At 65.6% G+C, this 25,695-nt stretch carries 22 protein-coding genes and 6 tRNA genes; 20 read left to right on the top strand and 8 right to left on the bottom strand.

The window, feature by feature from the left end:
• The 3 genes from B3098_RS17200 to B3098_RS17190 are packed head-to-tail and all read right to left on the bottom strand — an operon-like array spanning position 1 to position 3,038.
• Positions 1 to 879 (bottom strand): ABC transporter ATP-binding protein, encoded by an 879-nt coding sequence (locus tag B3098_RS17200; protein ID WP_175124543.1) that lies wholly within the window; start codon positions 877 to 879, stop codon positions 1 to 3.
• A 4-nt stretch (positions 880 to 883) separates the two neighbouring features.
• Positions 884 to 1,714, bottom strand: a complete 831-nt coding sequence (gene ntrB / locus B3098_RS17195) for a nitrate ABC transporter permease (RefSeq protein WP_286897981.1) — start codon at positions 1,712 to 1,714, stop codon at positions 884 to 886.
• Positions 1,715 to 1,739: 25 nt separating this feature from the next.
• Positions 1,740 to 3,038 (bottom strand): CmpA/NrtA family ABC transporter substrate-binding protein, encoded by a 1,299-nt coding sequence (locus tag B3098_RS17190; RefSeq protein WP_286897979.1) that lies wholly within the window; start codon positions 3,036 to 3,038, stop codon positions 1,740 to 1,742.
• A 418-nt stretch (positions 3,039 to 3,456) separates the two neighbouring features.
• Here B3098_RS17190 and B3098_RS17185 point away from each other — a divergent pair, with 418 nt between their 5' ends.
• Positions 3,457 to 4,038 (top strand): ANTAR domain-containing response regulator, encoded by a 582-nt coding sequence (locus B3098_RS17185; RefSeq protein ID WP_175124541.1) that lies wholly within the window; start codon positions 3,457 to 3,459, stop codon positions 4,036 to 4,038.
• Positions 4,039 to 4,153: 115 nt separating this feature from the next.
• Positions 4,154 to 5,563 (top strand): siroheme synthase CysG, encoded by a 1,410-nt coding sequence (gene cysG / locus B3098_RS17180; protein ID WP_286897977.1) that lies wholly within the window; start codon positions 4,154 to 4,156, stop codon positions 5,561 to 5,563.
• 105 nt (positions 5,564 to 5,668) lie between these two features.
• Here the strand turns inward: cysG and upp are convergent, their stop codons facing one another.
• Together upp and dacB are read right to left on the bottom strand one after the other, a co-directional pair.
• Positions 5,669 to 6,304 carry a uracil phosphoribosyltransferase gene (upp, locus tag B3098_RS17175; RefSeq protein ID WP_175124539.1) on the bottom strand — a complete coding sequence of 212 codons (636 nt, stop codon included), beginning with the start codon at positions 6,302 to 6,304 and terminating at the stop codon, positions 5,669 to 5,671.
• 121 nt (positions 6,305 to 6,425) lie between these two features.
• The gene (dacB, locus tag B3098_RS17170; protein ID WP_175124538.1) at positions 6,426 to 7,874 is read right to left on the bottom strand and encodes a D-alanyl-D-alanine carboxypeptidase/D-alanyl-D-alanine endopeptidase; all 1,449 of its coding nucleotides are present in this window, start codon (positions 7,872 to 7,874) and stop codon (positions 6,426 to 6,428) included.
• Between the two features lie 229 nt (positions 7,875 to 8,103).
• Between dacB and queA the strand changes: the two genes are divergently transcribed.
• The 6 genes from queA (at position 8,104) to B3098_RS17140 (ending at position 14,664) form a co-directional block, all read left to right on the top strand.
• Complete coding sequence (queA, locus tag B3098_RS17165; protein ID WP_279975409.1) at positions 8,104 to 9,162, top strand: tRNA preQ1(34) S-adenosylmethionine ribosyltransferase-isomerase QueA; 1,059 nt, start codon at positions 8,104 to 8,106, stop codon at positions 9,160 to 9,162.
• The gene (tgt, locus tag B3098_RS17160) at positions 9,159 to 10,295 is read left to right on the top strand and encodes a tRNA guanosine(34) transglycosylase Tgt (protein WP_286897972.1); all 1,137 of its coding nucleotides are present in this window, start codon (positions 9,159 to 9,161) and stop codon (positions 10,293 to 10,295) included. Before queA ends, tgt begins: the two co-directional genes overlap by 4 nt.
• Positions 10,296 to 10,527: 232 nt before the next feature.
• Positions 10,528 to 10,872, top strand: coding sequence for a preprotein translocase subunit YajC (gene yajC, locus B3098_RS17155; protein ID WP_042794815.1), 345 nt, complete (start codon positions 10,528 to 10,530; stop codon positions 10,870 to 10,872).
• 111 nt (positions 10,873 to 10,983) lie between these two features.
• On the top strand, positions 10,984 to 12,864 hold the full coding sequence (gene secD, locus B3098_RS17150; protein WP_286897963.1) for a protein translocase subunit SecD: 1,881 nt from the start codon (positions 10,984 to 10,986) through the stop codon (positions 12,862 to 12,864).
• A gap of 54 nt (positions 12,865 to 12,918) precedes the next feature.
• Entirely contained in the window at positions 12,919 to 13,854 is a 936-nt protein-coding gene (gene secF, locus B3098_RS17145) for a protein translocase subunit SecF (protein ID WP_175124534.1), read from the top strand.
• 132 nt (positions 13,855 to 13,986) lie between these two features.
• On the top strand, positions 13,987 to 14,664 hold the full coding sequence (locus tag B3098_RS17140; RefSeq protein WP_286898212.1) for a VOC family protein: 678 nt from the start codon (positions 13,987 to 13,989) through the stop codon (positions 14,662 to 14,664).
• Positions 14,665 to 14,857: 193 nt separating this feature from the next.
• On the opposite strand, the gene B3098_RS17135 is transcribed toward B3098_RS17140, so the two are convergent.
• Positions 14,858 to 15,625 (bottom strand): phosphatase PAP2 family protein, encoded by a 768-nt coding sequence (locus tag B3098_RS17135; RefSeq protein WP_175124533.1) that lies wholly within the window; start codon positions 15,623 to 15,625, stop codon positions 14,858 to 14,860.
• Between the two features lie 169 nt (positions 15,626 to 15,794).
• On the opposite strand from B3098_RS17135, the gene miaB reads away from it, so the two are divergent.
• The 5 genes from miaB to lnt all read left to right on the top strand — a co-directional run bounded on the left by miaB (position 15,795) and on the right by lnt (position 21,408).
• Entirely contained in the window at positions 15,795 to 17,237 is a 1,443-nt protein-coding gene (gene miaB, locus B3098_RS17130; RefSeq protein WP_286897960.1) for a tRNA (N6-isopentenyl adenosine(37)-C2)-methylthiotransferase MiaB, read from the top strand.
• A complete protein-coding gene (locus B3098_RS17125; RefSeq protein WP_175138175.1) occupies positions 17,234 to 18,259 on the top strand; it encodes a PhoH family protein in 1,026 nt (341 codons plus the stop codon). The genes miaB and B3098_RS17125 overlap by 4 nt, the downstream gene beginning before the upstream one ends.
• A complete protein-coding gene (ybeY, locus tag B3098_RS17120) occupies positions 18,249 to 18,722 on the top strand; it encodes an rRNA maturation RNase YbeY (protein WP_286897957.1) in 474 nt (157 codons plus the stop codon). The genes B3098_RS17125 and ybeY overlap by 11 nt, the downstream gene beginning before the upstream one ends.
• A gap of 170 nt (positions 18,723 to 18,892) precedes the next feature.
• A complete protein-coding gene (locus B3098_RS17115; protein ID WP_175138173.1) occupies positions 18,893 to 19,783 on the top strand; it encodes an HlyC/CorC family transporter in 891 nt (296 codons plus the stop codon).
• Positions 19,780 to 21,408, top strand: a complete 1,629-nt coding sequence (lnt, locus tag B3098_RS17110; protein WP_286897955.1) for an apolipoprotein N-acyltransferase — start codon at positions 19,780 to 19,782, stop codon at positions 21,406 to 21,408. Before B3098_RS17115 ends, lnt begins: the two co-directional genes overlap by 4 nt.
• 74 nt (positions 21,409 to 21,482) lie before the next feature.
• On the opposite strand, the gene B3098_RS17105 is transcribed toward lnt, so the two are convergent.
• The gene (locus B3098_RS17105; RefSeq protein ID WP_286898209.1) at positions 21,483 to 22,490 is read right to left on the bottom strand and encodes an aldo/keto reductase; all 1,008 of its coding nucleotides are present in this window, start codon (positions 22,488 to 22,490) and stop codon (positions 21,483 to 21,485) included.
• Positions 22,491 to 22,545: 55 nt separating this feature from the next.
• On the bottom strand, positions 22,546 to 22,776 hold the full coding sequence (locus tag B3098_RS17100; protein ID WP_286897953.1) for a hypothetical protein: 231 nt from the start codon (positions 22,774 to 22,776) through the stop codon (positions 22,546 to 22,548).
• A gap of 146 nt (positions 22,777 to 22,922) precedes the next feature.
• Between B3098_RS17100 and B3098_RS17095 the strand changes: the two genes are divergently transcribed.
• The 7 genes from B3098_RS17095 to B3098_RS17065 all read left to right on the top strand — a co-directional run bounded on the left by B3098_RS17095 (position 22,923) and on the right by B3098_RS17065 (position 25,501).
• Positions 22,923 to 22,998, top strand: a tRNA-Ala gene (locus B3098_RS17095).
• A gap of 32 nt (positions 22,999 to 23,030) precedes the next feature.
• Positions 23,031 to 23,106 (top strand) — tRNA-Glu (locus B3098_RS17090).
• Positions 23,107 to 23,170: 64 nt separating this feature from the next.
• Positions 23,171 to 23,247 (top strand) — tRNA-Asp (locus B3098_RS17085).
• Between the two features lie 105 nt (positions 23,248 to 23,352).
• A tRNA-Ala gene (locus B3098_RS17080) sits at positions 23,353 to 23,428 on the top strand.
• Positions 23,429 to 23,476: 48 nt separating this feature from the next.
• A tRNA-Glu gene (locus B3098_RS17075) sits at positions 23,477 to 23,552 on the top strand.
• 94 nt (positions 23,553 to 23,646) lie between these two features.
• Positions 23,647 to 23,723, top strand: a tRNA-Asp gene (locus tag B3098_RS17070).
• A gap of 242 nt (positions 23,724 to 23,965) precedes the next feature.
• A complete protein-coding gene (locus B3098_RS17065; RefSeq protein ID WP_175138170.1) occupies positions 23,966 to 25,501 on the top strand; it encodes a helix-turn-helix transcriptional regulator in 1,536 nt (511 codons plus the stop codon).
• Positions 25,502 to 25,695: the final 194 nt, after the last annotated feature.

Here is a 25,695-nt window from a genome sequence, read left to right as displayed (position 1 = left end):
CTACGCGGCGGCGCGTGCCGTCGCCGCTGCTTCTTCCAACGGCGCGGGCACAACCGACAGGACCGCATTCGCCTGCGCCGCGGCCTGAGAACGTTCGGGATTACCGTGCCGGCGATGCAGAAAGTCCACCACGCCCGCGCGGCACGCGAGATACGTCGGATCGTTGGCCAGCCGCACGCGGTCGCGCGGGCGGGACAGCGGCACCGGCAGGATCTCCCCGATGGTCGCGGCCGGCCCGTTGGTCAGCATCACGATGCGGTCCGACAGCAGCACGGCTTCGTCCACGTCGTGGGTGACCATGATCGTGGTCGTGCGCGTCTTGGCCACAATCTTGAGCAACTCGTCCTGCAGATGCGCGCGGGTCAGCGCGTCCAGTGCGCCAAACGGTTCGTCCATCAGCAGCACGCCCGGCTCGATCGCCAGTGCGCGCGCGATGCCCACACGCTGCTTCATGCCCCCGGAGATCTCGCGCGGCAGCTTGTTCTGCGCGGGCAGCAAGCCCACCAGATCCAGCGCGGCGCGCGTGCGCTCGGCCAGCTGGGCACGCTTTTCCGTGGCGCCGAACACCCGCTCGACCGCCAGGTGCACGTTCTGGAAACACGTCAGCCATGGCAGCAACGAATGGTTCTGGAACACCACCGCGCGGTCGGGCCCCGGGCCGGTGATCTCGCGTTCGGCGCACAACAGCACGCCGCTGGTCGGCCGGGTCAGCCCGGCGATCAGGTTGAGCAAGGTGGACTTGCCGCAGCCGGAGTGGCCGATCAGCGTGATGAACTCGCCCTGCTCGACCGTCAGGTCGATATCGCGCAGCGCCACGAAGGCGCCCTTGCGGGTGTCGAAGGTCTGACCCACGCGTTCGATGCGTACGAATTTCTTCATGGCGCTATTCCTCGGTATAGGTGAAACGGCGGGCCAGCGCGACCAGCAGGGTTTCCAGCAGCAGCCCCACGATGCCGATCACGAAAATGGCGATGACGATGTGCTCGACCTTCAGGTTGTTCCATTCGTCCCACAGCCAGAATCCGATGCCCGTGCCGCCCGTCAGCATCTCGGCGGCCACGATCACCAGCCAGGCGGTGCCGATCGACAGCCGCACGCCGGTCAGCATGTAGGGCAGCACGGAAGGCAGCAGCACCTTGGTCGTCACCTTCCATTCGGACAGGTTCAACACGCGCGCCACGTTCAGGTAGTCCTGCGGCACGCGCGACACGCCCACGGCGGTATTGATGATCATCGGCCAGATCGAACAGATGAAAATCGCCCAGATCGCGGCGGGGTCGGCCGCCTTGAACAGCAGCAACCCCAACGGCAGCCACGCCAGCGGCGACACCGGCCGCAACAGGCTGACGATCGGCGAGAACATGGCGCGCACGGCGGCGTAACGGCCGATCGCAAAGCCCACGGGAATGCCGACCAGCGCCGCCAGCCCGAAGCCGATCGCCACGCGTTCCAGCGAAGCCAGCAGGTTCCAGCCGATGCCCTTGTCGTTGGGGCCGTTGTCGTAGAACGGGTCCGAGAAAAGCTCGACGGCCGCATGCCACGTGACGCCCGGCGTCGGGATCTCCGGTATGCGCATCGCCACCACCTGCCAGACCAGCACGAAGAGCGCAAAGCCGGCGACCGGCCCCACGACCGCCTTCAGCGCAGATTCCAGGCGTTCCCGCCACAACGCGGCGAATGCGTCGCCGCGGGTTGTCATCGTTACGGTAGACATTTCGAGTCCCCTTTGGTGGTGGCCATCAGACCTTGACCTTGAAACCGTCGGCATACGCCGCCGGATTGCTGCCGTCCCAGACCACACCGTCGATCAGCTTGGACGTACGCGTTTCGCTGGCGGGCAGTGCAACGCCCGCGGCCTGTGCGGCCTGCTTGTAGACGTCGACGCGATTGATCTGGGTGGCGATCGCCTGGTAATCGGGATGCTCTTTCAGCAAGCCCCAGCGCTTGTGCTGCGTCAGGAACCACATGCCGTCGCTCAGGTACGGAAAATTGGCGGCGCCGTCCGCATAGAAGCGCATGGCGTGCGCGTCCGACCACTTCTTGCCCAAGCCATCGTCGTACTGCCCCAGCATGCGGTCCACGATGACGCCCGCATCGGTGTTGACGTAGGACCTGGCGGCGATGGTCTCGGCCGTCTTGCGGCGGTTCTCGGGCGACGCGTCGATCCACTTGCCCGCTTCCAGGATCGCGGCGGTGACCGCACGCGCGGTATTGGGATTGCGGTTCACGAAGTCGGCGCTAGCGCCCAGTACCTTTTCGGGGTGGTCGGTCCAGATGCCTTGCGAGGTCACCGTCGTGAAGCCGATCTTGTCCATGATGGCGCGCGCGCCCCAGGGCTCGCCCACGCAGTAGCCGTCCATGTTGCCCACACGCATGTTCGCCACCATCTGCGGCGGCGGCACGGTGATCACCTTGGCGTCCTTCATGGGGTTGATGCCATGAGCCGCCAGCCAGTAATACAGCCACATCGCGTGCGTGCCCGTCGGAAAGGTCTGCGCGAAGGTGTATTCACGCTTGTCGGCCGCCATCAGCTTGGCCAGCGATTCGCCGTCGCGCGCGCCCGCTTCCAGCAGCTTGTTCGATAGCGTGATCGCCTGGCCGTTCTGGTTCAGGCTCATCAGCACGGCCATGTCCTTCTTCGGACCGCCGATGCCCATGTGCACGCCGTAGACCAGGCCGTACAGCACGTGCGCCATGTCCAGTTCGCCATTCATGAGCTTGTCGCGCACGGCGGCCCAAGATGCTTCCTTCGACGGCGTGATCTTGACCCCGAACTTCTTGTCGATGCCCAGCACCGACGCCATCACCACCGAGGCGCAGTCGGTCAGCGGAATGAAGCCGATCTTGACCTCGGTCTTTTCCGGCGCGTCTGTCCCGGCGGCCCATGCGCCGGCGCGCACCAGCGGATCGACCAGCGAAAGCAGGCCGGCGCCGGCTACCGCGCGCGCCGTTCCGCCCAGCCATTTGCGGCGGCTGGCGTTGGCGGTCGCGTCGGCGGGCGCGGTGACGGTCGAGGAACTGCGGGTCATGAGCGTCATGGAGGGTTCCTTGCGGGGTGACGGAAAAAATGGCGGCAAAAAAAAACGTCCCGCGCGCCACGGATCTGGATCCGATGGCGCAGCGGAACGACGTTGTCCCTGGCCGCGTGTCGCGGCGTGTTGCGTCGGGCGACCGCCGTTGGCCGCCCCGTTTTCACTTAAGCAATCGCTGTGCCAGTTTTTCCCGGAAGGATGCCAACCGCCCTGCAGGCCGCGCGGGCGCTGGCGCTGCGGCGATTCCGCGGCGTCAGCGCCGTGCTGCCGTGAATCAGGGGCAGAGCCATATTGGTGCGCAATGCGATGCCGCAGCGCACCATCGCTGTGCGGCGCGCGCCCCGCCACCGTGCTCAGGCACCCGCCGCCGCGTGCGGCAACCATGGCATGGAACTTGCATCAGCAAGCAGACAGGGGGTGTTTGATGCTGAAGGTCATGCTGCTCAACGATGGCGAAGGACGCGCGGCGTCGCTGCGGCAAACGCTTGCCGCAGCGGGCGTGCACGTCGTCGCCGAGGTGGCCCCGGGCGCCGACCTGGCCGCCAGCATCGCGCAGTCCGCCGCCGACGTCGTACTGATCGACAGCGACGCCCCCGGCCGCGACACACTGGAGAACATCTGCGTCGCCAGTTCGTACAGCGACCGGCCAGTCGTGATGTTCACCGACAACGACAACCGCGAGACCATCCGCACGGCGCTACGGGCAGGCGTGGCCGCCTATGTGGTGGGCGATGTGCCGGCCGCGCGCATCGAACCGCTGCTGACCGTGGCGATCGAGCGCTTTGCCGTGGAGAAGACCCGCCGCGAGGAACTGCGCGAGGCCCAGCTCCGCCTGGCGGACCGACAGTGGGTGGAGAAGGCCAAGGGTATCCTGATGAAGACGCGCGCCGTTTCCGAGGAAGACGCGCATCGGCTGCTGCGCGAACGCGCCATGCAAAGCCAGAAACGGCTGGGCGAAGTCGCCCGCGAAGTCGTCGAAATGAGCCAGTGGCTGGGCAGCGCCTGACGCCCGGCCAAATAAGTTATGGCTATATGAAATAAAGAAATCAAAAGTTGTGGGGATGAGAACCCGTCCCTATCATCGACCCACATTGAGCCGGGTACGCCCGAGGCTGGCATTCATGAAGCTTTTCCCGATTTTTGCCGATCTGACAGACCGGCTGGTACTCGTTGTTGGCGGCGGCGCCGTCGCCGAACGCAAGACGCTCGCGCTGCTGGAGGCCTGTGCCAATGTGGTCGTGGGCGCGCCCGAACTGACGCCGGCCCTGGCGGCCCTTGCGGCCGAGGGCCGTATCCGCCATCTGCCGGGGCCGTTCGACCCCGCCTGGCTGCAGGACGTGTGGCTGGTCGTGGCCGCCACCGACGATCGCGCGGTCAACGCCGCGGTCTCAGAGGCTGCGAAAGCGCGCCGCATATTCACCAACGTCGTGGACGACCCCGAACTGTCCTCCTTCCAGGTGCCGTCCATCGTCGACCGGTCGCCGGTCATCGTCGCCATTTCGTCGTCGGGCGTGGCCCCCGTGCTGGCCCGCCGCATCCGCGAGCGCATCGAATCGCTGTTCGATCACACGCTGGGCCAGCTTGCCGGCCTGGCGGCCACCTACCGCAAACGCATCCGCGCCAGCCACCCGGACCTGGGCGCGCGCCGCCGCTTCTATGACTGGTTGCTGGATGGCCCGGTCGCGGGATTCCTGCGCCAGCAACAACCGGCGCAGGCCGAGGCCGCGCTGGCAGATGCGCTGGCCTCGCCCATCGCGCCCGCCGAGGGCAGCGTGGTGCTGGTCGGCGCTGGCCCCGGCGACCCCGGTCTCCTGACGCTCAAGGCCTTGCGCGCCCTGAACGAGGCCGACGTCATCCTCTACGACCGCCTGGTCAGCGACGAGGTCATGTCGCTTGCCCGGCGCGACGCCGAACGCGTGTCGGTGGGCAAGCTGCCCGGCGAAAACCATCACGCGACGCAGGCGCGCATCCATGCGCTGCTGGTCGAACACGCGCACGCCGGCCGCCGCGTGGTGCGGCTAAAGGGTGGCGATGCATTCATTTTTGGCCGCGGCGGCGAGGAACTGGAATTTCTGCGCGCGCATGGCGTGCGCTACGAAGTCGTGCCGGGCATCACGGCGGCGCTGGCCTGTGCCGCCTATGCCGGCATTCCGCTGACGCACCGTGAGCACGCGCAATCGGTCCGCCTGATCACCGCGCATTGCCGCGAAGATGAAGACAACCTGGATTGGCCCGCGCTGGCACGCGAAAAACAGACGTTGGCGTTCTATATGGGTGTGGGCCAGCTTGAATTGCTGACCCAGCGCCTCTTGCGCCATGGCCGTTCGCCCGAGACGCCGTTTGCGCTCATCGAAAACGGCAGCCGGCCCGAACAGCGTGTGGTGTCGGGTCCGCTGGCGCAACTGCCGGAACTGGCACGGGAACATGCCGTCCGGTCCCCCGCCCTGCTGATCGTGGGCGAGGTCGCCGGCTTGGCGCCGAAGTTGCATTGGTTCGGCCAGCACCTGGGACAGCCGGCGGTTACGGCGTGAAAACCTGACCTGCTGACCGCGCGCGGTCCTGGGCCGCTTTGCGGTCGAGTTCCGGTCGATCCCGGCAAGGGAACCGGCCGCAACGCGTCTTCAGCCCTTTTGCTTTCAGCCCTTTTGCTGCGTGCCGAAGATGCGGTCGCCCGCGTCGCCCAGGCCCGGCATGATGTAGCCGTGCTCGTTCAGGCCGTCGTCGATGGACGCGGTGTAGATGTGCACGTCCGGGTGCTTGGCCAGCACGGCGTCAATGCCCACCGGCGCGGCCACCAGCACCAGCGCGCGGATTTCCTTGCAGCCGGCGCGCTTGAGCAGGTCGATGGCGGCGACCATCGAGCCGCCCGTCGCCAGCATGGGGTCAACGATCAGCGCCAGGCGCTGGTCCAGTTCGCCGACCAGGCGTTCCAGATACGTGTGGGCTTCCAGCGTCTCTTCGTTGCGGGCCACGCCCACGACGCTGACCTTGGCGCCCGGAATCAGGCTCAGCACGCCGTCCAGCATGCCGATGCCGGCGCGCAGGATCGGCACGACGGTGACTTTCTTGCCGGCGATCTTCTCGACCTCGACCTGGCCACACCAGCCCTCGACGGTGGCGGGGGCCAGCGGCAGGTCCTTGGACGCTTCATACGTCAGCAACGCGCCCACTTCCTGCGACAGTTCACGGAAGCTCTTGGTACTGAGGTCGGCGCGCCGCATGATCCCGAGCTTGTGGCGGATCAGCGGATGGCGGATTTCGTGCACGGGCATGTGCGTAACTCTCCAGAGTATTTGTTGGTCAGAATTCTTTTGGCCTCAGGCGGACCGGCGACGGCGCGACGCACTTGCGTTGCCCGGTGCGAGGCTCACGGAAGGATCGTAATCGTTTTGGCTATTGTTCGGCGAGCCAGGAGATCAAGGCGTCGTCGAAGGCTCGGACCGCGCCAGCCTGTTCGTGGTTGACGATGCTGACGACCACATAGCGCTTGCCGCTCGCCCCCAGCACGTAGCCGGCGATCGAACGCACGTCGCGCAGCGAGCCGGTCTTCAGATGCGCCATGCCGAGCGTGCCGTTGCCCTTCAGGCGGCGACGCACCGTTCCGTCCACGCCGGCGATCGCAAAGGACGAAATGTATTCCGGCATCACCGGCGAATTCCAGGCCACGGTCAGCATCGACGCCAGACTGTCCGCGGACACCCGGGCCTCGCGCGACAGGCCGGCGCCGTTGTCGATGACCAGCTCCGGCATGTCCAGCCCCTGCTTGGCCAGGAGTTGCTTGGCAACCTCTTCGCTGCTGGCCACGGTGGCCGGCCGGCGGCCGCGCTCGGCGCCCAGCGTCAGCAGCAGGGTGCGCGCCATGACGTTGTTGCTGCGCTTGTTGATCTGGCGGATGGCCTCGGCCAGCGTCGGCGAATCATGCGAGGCCAGCACCACCGCGTCCGCCGGCACCATGCCGGACCGGACCTGTCCCTTGAACGTGCCGCCCAGTTCCTTCCAGAGCATGCGGAAGACCTCGGTGGCGTACTCGGGCTGGGACAGCGCCAGGCGATACAGGCTGAACTCCCCGCACGAACCCGCCACCTTGCCGTTGACGCGGATGGTCACGCCCTGCTGGGTAATGACGGGATCGGTCGTGACCACCGGCGGACCCGGGCAGCGGATGTCGCTCCACTCCACCTGGCCTTCGATCTTCAGGCCCGGGAGCGGCGGGTCGATCAGCGGCACCCACTTATTGGCGACCGGGTCCGGCGTGAACAGGAGCCGCAGCGCGCCAAAGCCCACCATCAGCGCGTCAGGACTGGCGTTGTAGGCCCGGTCGGGCGCGCCATCGAACGCGCCGGGGTCGATCGACACCTGGCCGAAGATGCTGCGGTCGATCACCAGGTCATTGATCTGCTTGACGCCGCGCAGCCGCAGCTCGCGCAGCAGTGTCCATAGATCCTGCATGAGGAATTGCGGATCGCCCCCGGCCCGCAGGTACAACGGACCGGTCAGCACGCCCTTGGCGTCGGGGCGCGAGCCGGGCGCCGTCATGAATTCGGTGCGCCAGACGTAATTGGGCCCCAGCTCGGACAGCGCCGCCCAGGTCGTGACCAGTTTCATCACGGACGCGGGATTGCGGCCCTCCTTGGCGTTCAGCGCCACCAGCCGCGGGCCGCCCACCTCCTGCACCACCAGCGACAGCGAACTGTCGGGCAGCTTGCTGGCTTTCCAGGCCTTCACCACGTCGGGCGGCAATCCGGGAACCTGCGCAAAGGCAGCGCACGCGGCCAAGGCCAAGACACCGCCGGCCAGCCACTGCTTCAGTCCGCCCACCCGCCTGATCACTTGTCCCGTCATGCCTCGCCCACCTGGTTGCTCGTCCAGCAAAACCGAGAGCATACAAAACCTGGAACGGTTACGGGCGGCGCGGGACGGCCCCCGGGGCCTTTTGGCGGCGTATTTATTTGCGCGGGACGCCGATCCGCCCCTATTAACCGTCCCCTTTACAATATGCGGTTGCCCCAAGCCCGCCCAACCGGCATGGCTCGACATTTGCAGGGCCGATCCCATTGCTCCAGATACCCGCGTGACCCAGTCCTTCACCGTTTCCGATTTCGACTACGAACTGCCGCCCGAGCTCATTGCGCAGACGCCGGCCGCCGAGCGCACGGGCAGCCGCCTGCTGCACCTGGACGCCGCCAGCCAGCTGCAAGACCGCCAGTTCGCCGACCTGACCTCCCTCTTGCGGCCCAACGACCTGCTGGTGTTCAACGACACCCGCGTCATCAAGGCGCGTCTGCCGGGCCACAAGATCACCGGCGGCAAGATCGAGGTGCTGGTCGAACGCATTACCGAACCCGACCGCGTCCTGGCGCACGTGCGTGCCAGCAAGTCGCCCGGCCCGGGCATGGTGCTGCGCCTGGCCGACGCCTTCGAGGCCACGGTGCTGGGCCGCGAAGGCGAACTCTTCGACATCCGCTTCCCCGGCCCCGTGCTCGACCTGCTGGACGCCCACGGCGCGACGCCGCTGCCGCCGTACATCACGCACGCCGCGGACGCGGGCGACGACGACCGCTACCAGACCGTCTACGCGCGAGAACCCGGCGCCGTCGCCGCCCCCACGGCCGGCCTGCATTTCGACCAGCCCACGCTTGAGCGTCTGGAAGGCCTGGGCGTGGCCCGCGCCTTCGTCACCCTGCACGTGGGCGCCGGCACCTTCCAGCCCGTGCGCGTGGACAACCTGGCCGACCACGTCATGCACGCCGAATGGTTCACCGTTCCCCAGGCCACCGTGGACGCGATTGCCGCGGCCCGAGCCAAGGGTGGTCGCGTGATCGCTGTCGGCACCACCAGCGTGCGCGCGCTGGAATCGGCCGCCGCGCAGACCGAGGGCCGCACCGCCCCCGGTGTCCCGCTGGCCCCCGCCCAGGGCGACACGCGCCTGTTCATCACCCCCGGTTACCAGTACCGGGTAGTGGACGCGCTGGTCACCAACTTCCATCTGCCCCAGTCGACCCTGCTGATGCTGGTGTCTGCGCTGGCCGGCGTCGAGCCCATCCGCCGCGCCTACGCCCACGCCGTCGCCGCGCGCTACCGCTTCTTCAGCTACGGCGACGCCATGTTCATCGAAACCCCTGCCTCATGACCGGACTCAACTTCGAACTGCTCGCCACCGACGGCGGCGCCCGCCGCGGCCGCATCACGCTGAATCACGGCGTGGTCGAGACCCCCATCTTCATGCCGGTGGGCACCTACGGCAGCGTCAAGGCGATGATGCCGCACGAGCTCAAGGAAATCGGCTCGCAGATCGTGCTGGGCAACACCTTCCACCTGTGGCTGCGCCCCGGCACCGAAATCATGGAAAAGCATGGCGGCCTGCACGGCTTCATGCAATGGGACAAGCCCATCCTGACCGACTCGGGCGGCTTCCAGGTGTTCAGCCTGCAGGGCATGCGCAAGATCACCGAGGAAGGCGTGAAGTTCGCCTCGCCCATCGACGGCGCGCGCCTGTTCCTCACGCCCGAGGAATCGATGCGCATCCAGCGCTCGCTCAATTCCGACATCGTCATGGTGTTCGACGAGTGCACGCCCTACGAAATCGACGGCCGCCCCGCCACCGTCGAGGAAGCCGCGCGCTCCATGCGCATGTCGCTGCGCTGGGCGCGGCGCTCCCGCGAAGAATTCGACCGCCTGGGCAACCCGAACGCGCTTTTTGGCATCGTGCAGGGCGGCATGTATGAGTCGCTGCGCGACGAGTCACTGGCCGGACTGCAGGACATCGGCTTTCATGGCTACGCGATCGGCGGGCTGTCGGTGGGCGAGCCCAAGGAAGACATGATGCGCATCCTGGCGCACGTGACGCCCAAGCTGCCCGTCCAGGCCCCGCGCTACCTGATGGGCGTGGGCACTCCCGAAGACCTGGTCGAGGGCGTGAGCCGCGGCGTCGACATGTTCGACTGCGTCATGCCCACCCGCAACGCTCGCAACGGCTGGCTGTTCACGCGCTTTGGCGACGTGAAGATCCGCAACGCCAAGTACCGCGACGACACCCGCCCGCTGGACCCGAGCTGCAGCTGCCACACCTGCGGCAATTTCTCGCGCGCTTACCTGCACCACCTGCAGCGCGCCAACGAAATCACCGGCGCGCGCCTGAACACGCTGCACAACCTGCACTTCTATCTGACTATCATGCAAGAAATGCGCGAGGCCATTGCGGAAGGCCGCTTTGACGCCTGGCGCGCCCAGTTCGCCGCGGACCGCGCCCGCGGCATCGAGTAGCCGGTTAAAAAAGCCCCGCCAGGGGCTTTTACCGGCAGGTTTCGCCCCCATTTGTCCGGGCAGGCCGCCGCTGCAAGCGGAAGCCGCCTTGACGCCCGGGATGACATCCTGGTTAAAGGCGGGCGATAACCTCTATACAATAGTCGGCTTGCCCTATCCATGGCTCGCGCGGGGATGGGCGCATTAAAAACATAGCGATAAACCCAAACAGACTCAAACGCAGGAGAATTCAATGTCCGTTATCGATACCGCCAGCCTCGTCGTGGCCCAGGCCGCCGCCCCCGAAGGCAATGCGCTGATGGGCATGCTGCCCATCATCCTGATGTTCGTGATCCTCTATTTCCTGATGATCCGTCCGCAGATGAAGCGCCAGAAGGAACACCGCAATCTGATCGCGGCCCTGGCCAAGGGTGACGAAGTCGTCACCGCCGGCGGCCTGCTCGGCAAGGTCACCAAGGTCAACGACAGCTACGTCACCGTCGAAGTCTCCGAACTGGCCGACAAGCCCGTCGAAGTCATCATGCAGAAGTCGTCGGTCTCGACCGTTCTGCCCAAGGGAACCATCAAGGCCCTGTAAGCGTCCCAGAAGAGCCCCAACGGGGCTCTTGTCCTTGAAGGCGCCTACCGCCGCCCGCCGCGCTCACCCGCTCGGGCGGCCCTTTCATCTCTTTAAATGAAGTAGCCGGCAATGAACCGCTATCCCCTCTGGAAGTACATTACGGTCCTGGTCGCGGTCCTCATTGGCCTGCTGTACACGCTTCCCAATTTCTACGGCGAATCCCCCGCCGTACAGGTGTCCAGCGCCAAAGCCACGGTCAAGGTCGACACCGCCGTGCTGGCCCGCGTGGAACAGATCCTGGCCGACGCCAAGATCCCCAACGAAGGCGCCTATTTCGAATTGAACGGCACGCTCGGCACCGTGCGCGCCCGCTTCCCGTCGACCGACGTGCAACTGCAGGCCCGCGACCTGATCGAAAAATCGCTCAATACCGTTCCCGGCGACCCGCAATACACCGTGGCGCTGAACCTGCTGCCCGCCTCGCCGCCCTGGATGCGCGCGCTGGGCTGGTTCGCGCCCAAGCCCATGTACCTGGGTCTGGACCTGCGCGGCGGCGTGCACTTCCTGCTGCAGGTCGACATGCAGGGCGCCCTGACCGCCCGCTATGACTCCTTGTCCGCCGACGTGCGCTCGGTGCTGCGCGACCAGAAGATCCCCGTGACCGGCGTTGAACGTTCCGGCCAGAGCATCGCCGCCACCTTCGCCAACACCGACGACCGCGACCGCGCCATCTCGACGCTGCGCTCGCGCCTGCCGGATCTGGAATTCACCGAACGCGAAGAAGGCGGCAAGCAATTGCTGCTGGCCTCCCTGAACCCGGCCGCCGTCACCCGCGTGCAGGATTCCGCGCTCAAGCAGAACATCAACACGCTGCACAACCGCATCAACGAACTGGGCGTGGCCGAACCGGTCATCCAGCAACAGGGTTCGGACCGCATCGTGGTGCAACTGCCTGGCGTGCAGGATGTGGCCAAGGCCAAGGAACTGCTGGGCCGCACTGCCACGCTCGAAATCCGCATGGTCGACGACTCCCCCGCCGCGCAGGCCGCGCTGCTGGGCGGCAGCGTCCCGTTCGGTCTCGAGCGCTACAACGACCGCGACGGCCGTCCCATCCTGGTCCGCCGCCAGGTCATCCTGACCGGCGAAAACCTGCAGGACGCCCAGCCCGGCCGCGATTCGCAGACCCAGCAGGCCGCCGTCCACCTGACGCTGGATTCCAAAGGCGCCCGCATCTTCCGCGACGTCACCCGCGACAACATCAACAAGCGCATGGCCATCCTGCTGTTTGAGAACGGCAAGGGCGAAGTGGTCACCGCGCCGGTCATCCGCGGCGAAATCGCGGGCGGCCAGGTGCAGATCTCGGGCAGCATGTCGTCCGAAGAAGCCGCCGACACCGCACTGCTGCTGCGCGCCGGCGCGCTGGCCGCTCCGATGTCCATCATCGAGGAACGCACCATCGGCCCGAGCCTGGGTGCCGACAACATCTCGAAGGGCTTCTACTCGACGCTGTACGGGTTCCTGGCCATCGCCGCGTTCATCATCATCTACTACCACCTGTTCGGCGTGTTCTCCACGATCGGCCTGACCTTCAACGTGCTGCTGCTGCTGGCCTTGCTGTCCATGCTGCAGGCGACGCTGACGCTGCCCGGTATCGCGGCTATCGCACTGACGCTGGGCATGGCCATTGACTCGAACGTGCTGATCAACGAGCGCATACGGGAAGAGCTGCGCGCGGGGGCCACACCCCAGCAGGCCATCCATCACGGCTTCGAACGCGCGTGGGGCACCATTCTTGACTCGAACCTCACCACGCTGATCGTGGGCCTGGCGCTGCTGGCGTTCGGTTCGGGCCCGATCCGGGGCTTCGCGGTGGTTCACTGCCTGGGCATCCTGACCTCGATGTTCTCGTCTGTCGTGGGCGTGCGCGCGCTGGCCAACCTGTACTACGGCCGCAAGAAGAAGCTCACCTCGATCTCCATCGGCGAAGTCTGGAAGCCGAAGGCAAACTGAAAATAGGGCGGACGGCCCGGGCCGTCCGCCACAGAAAAGAACCGAAGGCGAAAAATGGAATTTTTCCGGATTCACCGCACCATCCCGTTCATGCGCCATGCGCTGGTGCTGAACATCATCAGTCTCGTCACCTTCCTGCTGGCGGTCTTCTTCATCGTCACGCGCGGCTTTCACCTGTCGATCGAGTTCACCGGCGGCACAGTCATGGAAGTCAACTACGCCCAGACGGCGCAGCTTGAAAACGTGCGCGGCGTGGTGTCCAAGCTGGGCTACACCGACTTCCAGGTCCAGAACTTCGGCACCTCGCACGACGTCATGATCCGCCTGCCCCTGCAGGAAGGCCAGACGTCCGCCACGCAGAGCGAGACCGTCATGGCCGCACTGAAGGCCGCCGACTCGGGCGTGGAACTGCGCCGCGTCGAGTTCGTGGGTCCGCAGGTCGGGCAAGAACTGCTGCACAACGGCCTGATGGCCCTGCTGGTCGTCGTGATCGGCATCATGATCTATCTCGGCTTCCGCTTCGAATGGAAGTTCGCGGTCGCCGGCGTCATCGCCAACCTGCACGACGTGGTCATCATCCTGGGCTTCTTTGCGTTCTTCCAGTGGGAGTTCTCGCTGGCGGTGCTGGCCGGCGTGCTGGCCGTGCTGGGTTACTCCGTGAACGAATCCGTGGTCATCATGGACCGGATCCGTGAAAACTTCCGCAAGTACCGCAAGGCGGACGTGCACGAAGTCATCAACAGCGCCATCACCCAGACCATCTCGCGGACCATCATCACCCACGGTTCGACCCAGATGATGGTGCTGGCCATGCTGTTCTTCGGCGGCCCCACCCTGCACTACTTCGCCATGGCCCTGACCATCGGCATCTGGTTCGGCATCTACTCGTCGGTGTTCGTCGCCGCCGCGCTGGCCATGTGGATGGGCGTCAAGCGCGAAGACCTGGTCAAGCCGGTCAAGAAGGAAGGCGAGGAAGGCGAAGTCGCCTGATTGCCAGCCTGCTGACATGCAAAACCCGTCGCTTGCGACGGGTTTTTCTTTTGGCGTTCGGGCAGTGACTCTGAGCGGACCCCTTGAAAGTATCCGGGCACGGAAATCCACGGATTCGTTACCATGCCCCTCATGAAACTCTCCATCGACCACCTCGTCATCGCCGCCGCGGACCTCGCCAGCGGCACCGAATATGTTGCCGGCCTGCTCGGCATCGCGCCGCAGGGCGGCGGGGCGCATCCGCGCATGGGCACCCATAACCGGGTGCTGGGCATGGCGGACGGCGTGTACCTGGAAGTCATTGCCATCGATCCCGACGCGTCGGCGCCTGATCGCCCCCGCTGGTTCGGGCTGGACCAGGGCGACGTGCGCGCACGCATCGAACAAGGGCCATTCCTGGCCCATTGGGCCGCGCGCGTGGAGGCGCCGCTGGACCTGACGCGCATGCAGGCCGAACACCCCGACCGGCTGCCGCCCGCCATCGCCATGACGCGCGGCGACCTGCGCTGGCGACTGACCGTGCCGGATGACGGCAGCCTGCCGGCGTGGCGCGAAGCCGGTTACGAGGCCGGCGAAGGCCTGCTGCCGACGCTGATCCAATGGGACGTGGAAAACACGCCGGGCGCCACGCTGCCACGCCAGCCGCTGCGGCTGCTGCGTCTGACCGGCTGCCACCCCCGCGCCTCGCTGCTGCGCCAGGGGCTCGCCTGGATGGGTGCGGATAGCCTGATCGACGTCGAGCAGGCCGATGGCCCGCCCCGCCTGCGCGCGCAGATCGAAACGCCGTCCGGAATCAAGCTGCTGACGTGACGCCAGCGGTGTAGCCGTGACCTGACGCGCGTTGGGTGCTTCCGGGGCCGGACGCCTTGGTTGCATCCACAGCCTGCCGCCCTGGAGTATCCGTCCCTGTACGCCATGCTTCGCGACGACGCCATTCAGGGGACGAAAAAAAACCGCGGGGTGATCTGCCTCCCGCGGTCTTCTCTGGCGTCCAGGTGCTGCCTTAGCCTTTCTTCCACCAGCGCCACGGCGCGCGCAGCGGCCATTGATACTTGCTGCACAGTACGCGGGGGGCCAGATAGTGCCCGACCAGCACGGCGATGCCGGCAGCCGTCATCACGTCCGACAGGTAGTGATCCAGATTCACCAGCCGGCTGATCGCCACCAGCGCCGCCAGCAGCAGGAACACCCAGCGCCAACGCGGCGCCAGAATGCCCAACACCACCGCCACGGAAAAGGCCGCGTAGGTGTGGCTGGACGGAAAGGAATTGAACTGCTGAGCGCGCGAAAACGATTCGCCCAGCCCGTAAATGCCTTGCTCGAAGAACAACTCGGGCCGCGCCCGGGCCACGGTGCGTTTGAGCACCAGCACCACCAGCCCGCCGACCGCCATGGTCGACAGCATCAGCAAGCTGCCGCGCGCCATGGCGGCATAGCTGACACGCAGCGGATTGCGCCATCCGCGCGCCAGGCCCACCAGGCCGGTCACGTAGAACGCCAGCGCCATGACGATGTAATGGCCGCTTTCGCCCAGCTCGCCCACCCACTCAAAGGATTGGTCGACGCCTTCCGACACCGATTTCTGGATCCAGATGGCCAGCGGCAGGTCGACCCACAGCGCGCACGCCGCGGCGGCTAGCGCCAGCGCGCCCGCCAGCAGCGCCCACACGGACGCGGGGTACGGGTTACGGTATTCGTCCTGGACTGCGGAACCGGTCCCGCCAGCGAGGGACGGAGCGGCTGCCGGAGGCGTAAGGCGATTGGAATTCATCGGTGCCGCTCGGGAGAAAAAAGGGATTTTACCGGCGCCTGCGGGCGCGCGGACCGCTATCGTAACGGCCAACGCGCGCGCGTCCAAGAAACAATTCTTGGGCAAGGGTTAAAATCCGCCCTTTCCCCCTTTCCAGCCCCCGGGATCTACACCCGTCACGGCGACCATCATGCAAGAAACCTCTCTCAAGCGCGCGGGCAATCCCCGCGACGGCGTCTCCGCCGCCCTGCCTTCGGCCACTCCCGGCGCCGGCTCCCCCCGCAAGCTGTACATCCGCACCTTCGGCTGCCAGATGAACGAGTACGACTCGGACAAGATGGCCGACGTGCTGCGCGAGGACCAGGGCGGGCTCGAACTGACCGACAACCCGGAAGAGGCGGACGTCATCCTGTTCAACACCTGTTCCGTGCGCGAAAAGGCGCAGGAAAAGGTGTTTTCGGATCTGGGCCGCGTGCAGCACCTGAAGAAGACCAATCCGAACCTCGTCATCGGCGTGGGCGGCTGTGTCGCCAGCCAGGAAGGCGAGGCCATCGTCAAACGCGCGCCGTATGTCGACGTGGTGTTCGGACCGCAGACCCTGCACCGCCTGCCGGACCTCATCAAGCGCCGCCGCGACGAAGGCCGTTCGCAGGTCGACATCAGCTTTCCCGAGATCGAAAAGTTCGACAACATGCCGCCGCCGCGCGTCGAAGGCGCCACGGCCTTTGTCTCGATCATGGAAGGCTGTAGCAAATACTGCAGCTTCTGCGTCGTGCCCTACACGCGCGGCGAAGAGGTCTCGCGCCCATTCGACGACGTCCTGATCGAAGTGGCCGACCTGGCGGACCAGGGCGTCAAGGAAGTGACGCTGCTGGGCCAGAACGTGAACGCCTACCGCGGCCGCATGACCGATTCCGACGAGATCGCCGACTTTGCGATGCTGCTGGAATACGTGCATGAAATCCCCGGCATCGAGCGCATCCGCTACACGACCTCGCACCCCAAGGAAATGACCCAGCGCATGGTGGACGCCTACGCCCGCCTGCCCAAGCTGGTGTCGTTCCTGCACCTGCCCGTGCAAGCCGGCAGCGACCGCGTGCTGGCCGGCATGAAGCGCGGCTACACCACCCTGGAATTCAAGTCGGTCGTGCGCCGCCTGCGCGCCGCCCGCCCGAATCTGACGCTGTCCTCGGACTTCATCGTGGGCTTTCCCGGCGAGACCGAGGAAGACTTCGAAAAGACGCTCAAGCTGATCGAGGACGTCGGCTTCGACACCTCGTTCTCGTTCGTGTACTCGCGCCGCCCGGGCACGCCCGCCGCGGACCTCACCGACGACACCCCGCAGGACGTGAAGCTGCGCCGTCTGCAGCGCCTGCAGGCGCTCATCAACGACCAGGCGGCAACGATCGCCCGCAACATGGTGGGCACGCGTCAGCGCCTGCTGGTCGAAGGCCCCTCGCGCCGCGACCCGAACGAACTCATGGGCCGCACCGAGAACAACCGCATCGTCAATTTCCCCGCGCCCGCGCGGCTCATCGGACAAATGGTCGACGTCATCATCACCGAGGCGCACACGAATTCGCTGCGTGCCCGCGTGGCCGACGTGGACCGCACTTCGCAAGAGGCTGAATGACCACACCCCGCCCCCGCGCGCGTCGCAGCATGCCCGTCATCGTCAACCTGGACGGCGACAACACCCACCTGGCCAATCTCTGCGGCCCCCTGGACGAAAACCTGCGGCAACTGGCCGACGGCATGACCGTCAAGCTGTCGCGCCGCGGCAGCCGCGTCACCATCGAAGGCGAGCGGGCCGAACTGGCGGGCCGCATCCTGCGCCGCTTCCACGAACAGGCCGTGCACCGCGCCCTGTCCATCGATGACATCCAGCTTGGATTGGTCGAGATCGGGGTGGGCCGCCAGGAAGACAAGCTCAAGGAAGAGCAGGCCCGGGAACTGGACGCCCTGCCCGCCCTGGACGATGAAAGCGACGGCATCGCGCTGCGCACCAAGCGCAGCGACCTGCGCCCGCGCACGCCGCGCCAGCGCGACTACCTGAACAACATCCTCAAACACGACATCACGTTCGGCGTCGGCCCTGCCGGCACGGGCAAGACCTGGCTGGCCGTGGCCTGCGCCATCGACGCGATGGAACGCGACACGGTGCAGCGCCTGGTGCTGACCCGCCCCGCCGTCGAAGCCGGCGAACGCCTGGGCTTTCTGCCTGGCGACCTGGCGCAAAAGGTCGACCCGTACCTGCGCCCGCTGTATGACGCGCTGTACGACCTGATGGGCTTCGAAAAGGTCCAGCGCCTGTTCGAGAAGCAGACCATCGAGATCGCCCCGCTGGCCTACATGCGCGGCCGCACGCTGAACCACGCCTTTGTCATCCTCGACGAGGCGCAGAACACGACGCCCGAGCAGATGAAGATGTTCCTGACGCGGATCGGCTTCGGCAGCAAGGCGGTCATCACCGGCGACCCGTCGCAGGTCGACCTGCCGCGCGGCCAGGAAAGCGGGCTGGCGCATGCGGTCAAGGTGCTGCATGACGTCCAGGGCATCGCCACCACCAAGTTCACCAGCCGCGATGTCGTGCGCCACCCCCTGGTCGCGCGCATTGTCGACGCTTACGACCGTGCCGCCGAAGATGAAGCCTGAGCTGTCCCTGTCCGTGCAGTACGGCGTCGAAGAGGCCCGCCTGCCCCGCTGGCGTCTGCGCCGCTGGGCAGAGCGCGCGCTGGGCGCCGCCTTTGAAGACGGTCTGGTGGAGTTTTCGGCCGCTGAACTGAGCCTGCGGCTGGTCGGCGCGGCCGAGGGCCGCCGCCTGAACCGCGACTTCCGCGGCCGCGACTACGCCACCAACGTACTGACCTTCGAGTACGGCGTGGATCCCGTGGGCGTGGCGCGCGGCGACATCGTCATGTGCGTGCCCGTGCTGGTGCGCGAGGCCCGCGAACAGCGCAAGGCGCTTTTGGACCACGCCGCGCACCTCACCATCCACGGCGTGCTGCATTCGCTGGGCTACGACCACATCAAGGCGCGCGAAGCCAAGCGTATGGAAGCCCTGGAAACCGCGACGCTTGCGCAGATGGGCATTGCCGATCCGTACGTGGCCGACTGACCGCCGCCGCCCGCGTGCCGGTAGCCTCGGGACAACCCTGAGAAAATGCCGGCAAATGGCGTGCAGCAAGACGCAGATCGCGTCCATTGCAGCCATTTTCCGGGCCGGCGTTACAAACGATGGGCCAGTATCGGTTATGCTGGCTCCTCCCTAACTTGTCCTCCCGGACGATGTCTGACCCTTACCCTGCTCCCGAAGCGACGCCTGCTCGCTCTACCAAACCCGCCACCAAATCCCTCCTAGACCGCCTGCTTTCCCTTGTGCGCAAAGAGCCCGAGGACCGCGAAGGCATCAAGGCCGTCCTCGAAGCCGCGCACGAACGCCAGTTGCTCGACGCGGAGTCGTACAAGATGATCAAGGGCGCGCTCGCCGTGTCCGAGGGCACTGTCGGCGACATCATGGTCCCGCGCTCGCGCATGGATCTGCTCGATGTCACGCAGCCCATCCCGTACCTGGTGGCTTCGGTGATCGAAACCGCGCATTCGCGGTTCCCCGTCTACGAGGGCGATCGCGACAACATCATCGGCATCCTGCTGGCCAAGGATCTGCTGCGCTGCATGCTCGAGCCCAACATCGAAATGCGCACGCTGGTCCGCCCCGCGGTCTTCATTCCCGAATCCAAACGCTTGAACGTGCTGCTGCACGAGTTCCGCGCCAGCCGCAACCACCAGGCCATCGTCATTGACGAGCATGGCGGCATTTCGGGCCTGGTGACGATGGAAGACGTGCTGGAACAGATCGTCGGCGACATCGAAGACGAGTTCGACGAAACCGAAGAAGATTCCATCTTCCCCGAAGGCGAGAACCAATGGCGCGTGCTCGCGGCCACTGACATCTCGCACTTCAACGAAGTGTTCGGCTGCCAACTGCCCGACGACGAGTACGACAGCGTGGGCGGCTGGATGGGCGGCCAATTGGGCCGTATTCCGCGCCGCGGCGACCACGCTGATTTCGACGGCCTGCGCCTTGAAGTGGCGCGCGGCGACGCCCGCCGGGCCATCTGGCTGCGCGTCAAGCGCCTGGCCACACCCCAGTCCGAAGCACCCGCCACCGACGCATGACCAGCACCCCGCGCGGCCGACTCCTGCGTGGCGCCGCCGGCCTCGTGCTGGCGGGCGCCGTCCACGCCCTGACCTTTGCCCCCGGCCCGCTGCCCGGCTGGGCGCTGGCGTTCACCCAGATCGCCGCGCTGGCCGTGCTGGCGCGCGTCACGCTGTATGCGCCGTCGGCGCGTCAGGCGTGGCTACGCGGCTGGCTGTTCAACTTTGCCAGCTACGCGCTCGGGTTGTACTGGATCTTCATCAGCCTGCACCGCTACGGCGATCTTGCCGCACCGCTGGCTGTCGCGGCCGTGCTGGCGCTGTCAGCATTCCTGGCCCTGTTTCCCGCGACCGCCAATGCGCTGGCGCGCCGCTACGCGCCGCTGTCCGCCGATTCCGCCCCGTCCCGCATCCTGGCCGCCACGCTGGCCTGGGCTGCGATGTGGGGCGCGTTCGAATGGCTTCGTTCGGTGCTGCTCACCGGCTTTCCGTGGCTGAACATCGGCTATGCGCAGGTCGACAGCCCCATTGCAGGCTGGGCGCCGTTGCTCGGCGTGCACGGCATGGCATTCCTGGCCGCATTCGTCGCGGCGGCGGCCGCAAGCCTATGGCAGCCTTCGCGCACGGCCGGCATGGGTCCGCGCCACGCGCTGGCCGCTGGCGTCGCGGTGGCGCTTGCTGCGGCGGGCTGGCCGCTGTCCCGCATCGACTGGTCGGCGCCGGTAGGCGACCCGCTCAACGTGCGGCTCGTCCAGGGCAACATCGGACAATCCCAGAAATTCGATCCTGCGCTCCTCGAGCAAAGCCTGCGGCGCCATCTGGAGCTGACGGCCCTGCCCGGGGCGCCCGGCGTGCCCGCGCCGCAATTGGTGATCCTGCCCGAAACCGTGGTGCCCATCTTCCAGGACCAGCTCGATCCGCGGGTCTGGGAAGTCTGGCGCGACCTGGCCGGCCAACGCAACACCGTCATCGCGATGGGCGTGCCGCTGCATGACCGCGTCAACGGCCGCGAGCGCTATACCAACAGTGTCATCGGTTTTGACGGCGCCACGCCCGTTGAACAGCTGGTGCGCGGCAACACCGCCATGCGCTACGACAAGCGCCACCTGGTGCCGTGGGGCGAATACGTGCCGCCCGGCTTTCACTGGTTTGTCGAAATGCTGAACATCCCGCTGGGCGACTTCGATCGCGGCGGCGAACGCCAGACCCCGTTTGCCGTCGGCGGCCAGCACATCGCGTTCAACATCTGCTACGAAGACCTCTTCGGTCCCGACCTGCTGCCCGCCTTGCAGCCCGGCCCCAACGGCGAGCCCGGCGCGACCATCCTGGTCAACGTCAGCAACCTGGGCTGGTTCGGCGATAGCTGGGCGCTGCGCCAGCATCTGCAGATCGGCCGGCTGCGCACCATCGAGACCGCGCGTCCGATGCTGACCGCCACCAACACCGGCATTACCGCCGCCATCGACGCAAAGGGCCAGGTTGCCGCCCAACTCGCGCCGCTGCAGGCGGGTGTGCTGCCGGTATCGGTGCAGGGCATGACAGGGCTCACACCCTACGCGCGTTTTGGGGACAAGACCGCGCTGGCGCTGATCGGGTTGGCGCTGATCGCGGCCGTGGGCAGCGCCCGCCGCCCGCGCCGCGGTTGATTCCACGGCTCGGCTGATTCCCCGCCGGACTGACCTTGCCCGCGCGGCTGATTTCCCCGCGCGGCTGACTTCCTTCAGGCAAACAGGTTCGCAGGCAGCGAGCCTGTTTCGTCGGGCGGACGCAGCGGGCCGTTCCCCGCTCCCGTGACTTCAATCGCGTCTGCAATCGCCTGCATGTCGTCGGCATCCAGCTCCAGCTCGGCCGCGCCAATCAGTCCGTCCACCTGCGATGCGCTGCGCGCCCCCAAAATGGCGCCCGTCACACCCGGCCACGCCAGCGTCCATGCCGCTGCGGCGGCGGCCACGGTGGCGCCGTGCCGCTCCGCAATGGGCTTGAAGGCATCGGCCAGCGCCAGGTTGCGCTCCAGCTCGGGCGACCGGAAATCCGCGTGCCGCGCCCGCCAATCGTCCGGCGGCAAGGCCCGTGCACGCTCGGCGCTGAACTTGCCGGTCAGCAAGCCCGAATTCATGGGGCTGTAGACGATCACGCCCGTGCCATTGGCCTCGCACCAGGGAATGAGGTCGATAGCCGCGGCGCGCTGGATCGCCGAGAACGGCGGCTGCAGGGTGTCTACATGCCCCAGGTGTTCCGCGGCCTGCAACTGCGCAAGGTTGTGGTTCGACAATCCCACCGCGCGGACTTTCCCGGCCTGCTTCAAATCCAGCAATTCCTGCCAGTACGCCTCCAGCGGCGTGCCGTCTCCCGCTGGCCAGTGCATCTGATAGAGGTCGATGCGCTCGACGCCTAACCGCCGCAACGACCCTTCAAGCTCTCGGCGAATGCTGGACGGCGCGCCGCTGCGCCGCGGCATCGCCTGTGGCTGCTCGGGCGACCAGGTCAGGCCGCATTTGGTGAACACGTACGGACGCTCGCTGGCGGGCATCTGGCCCAACGCCTGCCGCACGATGTCCTCGGAATGGCCCAGGCCGTAGACCGCGGCGGTGTCGATCCAGTTGATGCCGCGGTCGATCGCGTGCCGGATCGCCTTGATGGATTCGGTGTCGTCCTGCGGCCCCCAGCCCACCGCCCACCCGTTGCCGCCCATGGCCCAAGCGCCCAGGCCGATGCGCGTGATGTTCATGTCCGTGCGCCCCAGAGCGACGGTGGGAAAGCCTGTGCTGTTCATGGAGAAGTGCTCATGTGTCGATTTCCTTGCCAATCCGCGTCAACTTTCCGCGCTGCCCTCGCGTGGAAAATTCCACACGCCGAAAAAATTTTTTCCATCCACGATAGCACCTGTACAAGTCTTTGATTTCATTGATTTCCGCATCAATCGCAGGCTCGCTCGGCAACCTATACAGCGCTAAATCCGCCCTCAAAATGCCCATCCAACCCTCTTTTTTCGCAACTTTTTTGCTTTTTGCCATGAAGCGACTTGCACGCCCAATTTAGTTCGTGCATAATCTCGTTTCTTCGCCAACGGCACTAAACAAAACCGGCAACGAAACAGCAAAAAACGCGCTCTAACCGGCGCGTTTCAAGCGAAAACGTTGAAGGAATTGATTAGAGAAACGGGGGTATAGCTCAGCTGGGAGAGCGCTTGCATGGCATGCAAGAGGTCAGCGGTTCGATCCCGCTTACCTCCACCAGTCCAAAGCGAAGAGCAGTACAGCAAGTCCAAGTCCCCTTCGTCTAGAGGCCTAGGACATCACCCTTTCACGGTGAGTACAGGGGTTCGAATCCCCTAGGGGACGCCAGTCTACTGGCATGCAGTATTAGTGATGCAGTTGAAGTGATTATGTAGTTGAGTTAAGCCGCTGCGGAGCGGTAGTTCAGTTGGTTAGAATACCGGCCTGTCACGCCGGGGGTCGCGGGTTCGAGCCCCGTCCGCTCCGCCAAAAGCTCTCTCGCTCAGAGTCTTTCAAGAGCTCCGTTTTCGGGGCTTTTTTGTTTTATAAGTGTGAGACCTTGTTGTTTGAAGTTTGGAAACAGCAGGACGCCCTGGGGGTATAGCTCAGCTGGGAGAGCGCTTGCATGGCATGCAAGAGGTCAGCGGTTCGATCCCGCTTACCTCCACCAGTGCAGTACAGTAGTAACGCAGCACAGTAGTAAACTTATTGGTTCCAGGTCCCCTTCGTCTAGAGGCCTAGGACATCACCCTTTCACGGTGAGTACAGGGGTTCGAATCCCCTAGGGGACGCCAGCTTCATCTGGCATGCAGTACAAGCTGTCTTGACACCACAGCCGCAGTAAAGAAGTTCGCAGTACAGAAGTTGAAGTCATCAGTAAGCCGCTGCGGAGCGGTAGTTCAGTTGGTTAGAATACCGGCCTGTCACGCCGGGGGTCGCGGGTTCGAGCCCCGTCCGCTCCGCCAAGCACTTTGCGCTTACCGAACGCTGCTCGCAGCACGCATTTGAAGTATACGCATCTCAAGCTCCGGATTCCGGAGCTTTTTGCTTTTGTGCTTTTGATTTCTGCAATTTTGATTTTGCTTTCGCATATGCTTTTGCATGGGCTGTCCGGCGCCGCCATTCGCGCGGTGCAATCCCCTCTCGTTGTACCCCTTCCGCGAGACTCCTCCCTTTTGACCTCTGGACAGCACCGGCGCGCGGCTTCATGCTTGCGCGTACACGCCATGCGAAGAAAAAAGAGGCCTACGTGACCCCCAACGACGCCGCACCCCAAGCACATCGCCAACACCTGCAGAGCATCATCGCGGGCCTCAACGAGGGCATCATCCTGCTTGAGGCCGATGGCTCGATAGCCTGGGCCAACGCCAGCGCACTTGCGCTGCACGGCGCCGAATCAATGGAAGACCTGGGCGGCACGCCCGCGGGCTTTCGCAAGCGATATACGCTCACCTATCGCAACCATCATCGCGTGCCGGCGCGACAGTATCCCTTGGACCGGCTGGCGGCGGGCGAAGAATTCGAAGACCTGCTGCTCGATCTGACCCGTAAAGACGACGACGAATTCACGCGCAACCTGCTTGCGCGCGGCCTCAATCTGGACGATGGCGGCCCCATGCCCTATCGCGTCCTGATCCTGCACGACCAGACCGCGCAGATCAACGCCGAGGAACGCTTTGAACGCGCCTTCTCGGCCAATCCGGCTCCCGCGTTGATCTGCCGGCTGTCGGACCTGCGCTACGTCAAGGTGAACCAGGGGTTCCTGGAAATGACCGGCTACTCGCGCGACGCGGTGCTGGGCAAGTCGGCCTATGAAATCGATGTGCTGGACGGGAGCGACGACAAAGAAACGGCTGTGGCTCGGCTTAATGAAGGCGAGACCATTCCGCAGCGCGAGGGCGTGCTGAAGCTGCCCGATGGCACCTCCAAGTTCGTGGTGGTGGCAGGCCAGCCCATCGACATGCACGACGAGCCCTGCATGCTTTTCACGTTCATCGACCTGGAGGGCCGCAAGCGCACCGAAGAGGCCCTGCGCGAAAGCGAAGAGCGCTTCTCCAAAGCCTTCCAGCTTGCCCCGGTGCCGATGGCCGTCTGCGACGGCGTCACCTTGAACGTGCTGAACCTCAATGATGCCTTCGCCGCCGCCACGGGTCTGACGTTGGACGACAAGGCAGAGCAGGATCTCGTCGAACTGGGATTGCGGCCATACGAAGGCATGCTGGCCGCCCTGAAGCGTGGCGAAAGCGTGCGCAACCGCGAAGCCGTGATGATTGCGCGCGACGGCGGCGAGCTCGACTGCCTGGTGTCCGCCGAGCCCGTCATGATCGGCGGGCTGCGCCGCGTGTTGATCGTGATGCAGGACATCACCGAGCGCAAGCGGTCAGAGACCGAACTGCTGACGGCCATCGAGGCGGTCATGCAGGACACCTCGTGGTTCAGCCGCGGCATCATCGAAAAGCTGGCGCAACTGCGCCAACCCGCTCCCGCGACGCGCGACGTGGCGGAACTGGCGCAGCTTACATCGCGCGAGCGCGAGGTGCTGGGCCTGCTCTGCCAGGGTCACGACGACGACGGCATTGCCAAGGCGCTCAAGCTGTCGCGCAACACCGTGCGCAATCACGTGGCCACGATCTACAGCAAAATCGGCGTGCACCGACGCAGCGCCGCCATCGTCTGGGCTCGTGACCGCGGCATCACCGGTCACGAAAGCGCGCGCAACCGGGACAAGCAGGGCAAGTCCTGAACGGCTTGCTACGTTTTTACAATTTGAATCAAAATATCCTGCGTCTTCGCGTCGCCGAAGATGCCGCCGCGTTAGGACGACTGGCCGCTCAAAAGCGGCCATTTTCTTTGAATCAGCTTCCAACCGTGCGCTAAATCCGGCGATATCAAACGCATTGCGCAAATAGGCCGCCCCTTCTTACGATCCGCCGATCC

Origin of the sequence: Achromobacter sp. UBA2119 (assembly GCF_002331005.1) — a bacterium.
In the GTDB taxonomy this organism is placed as follows: Bacteria; Pseudomonadota; Gammaproteobacteria; order Burkholderiales; family Burkholderiaceae_B; genus Achromobacter; species Achromobacter animicus.
This window is presented reverse-complemented; position numbering and strand designations above follow the sequence as displayed.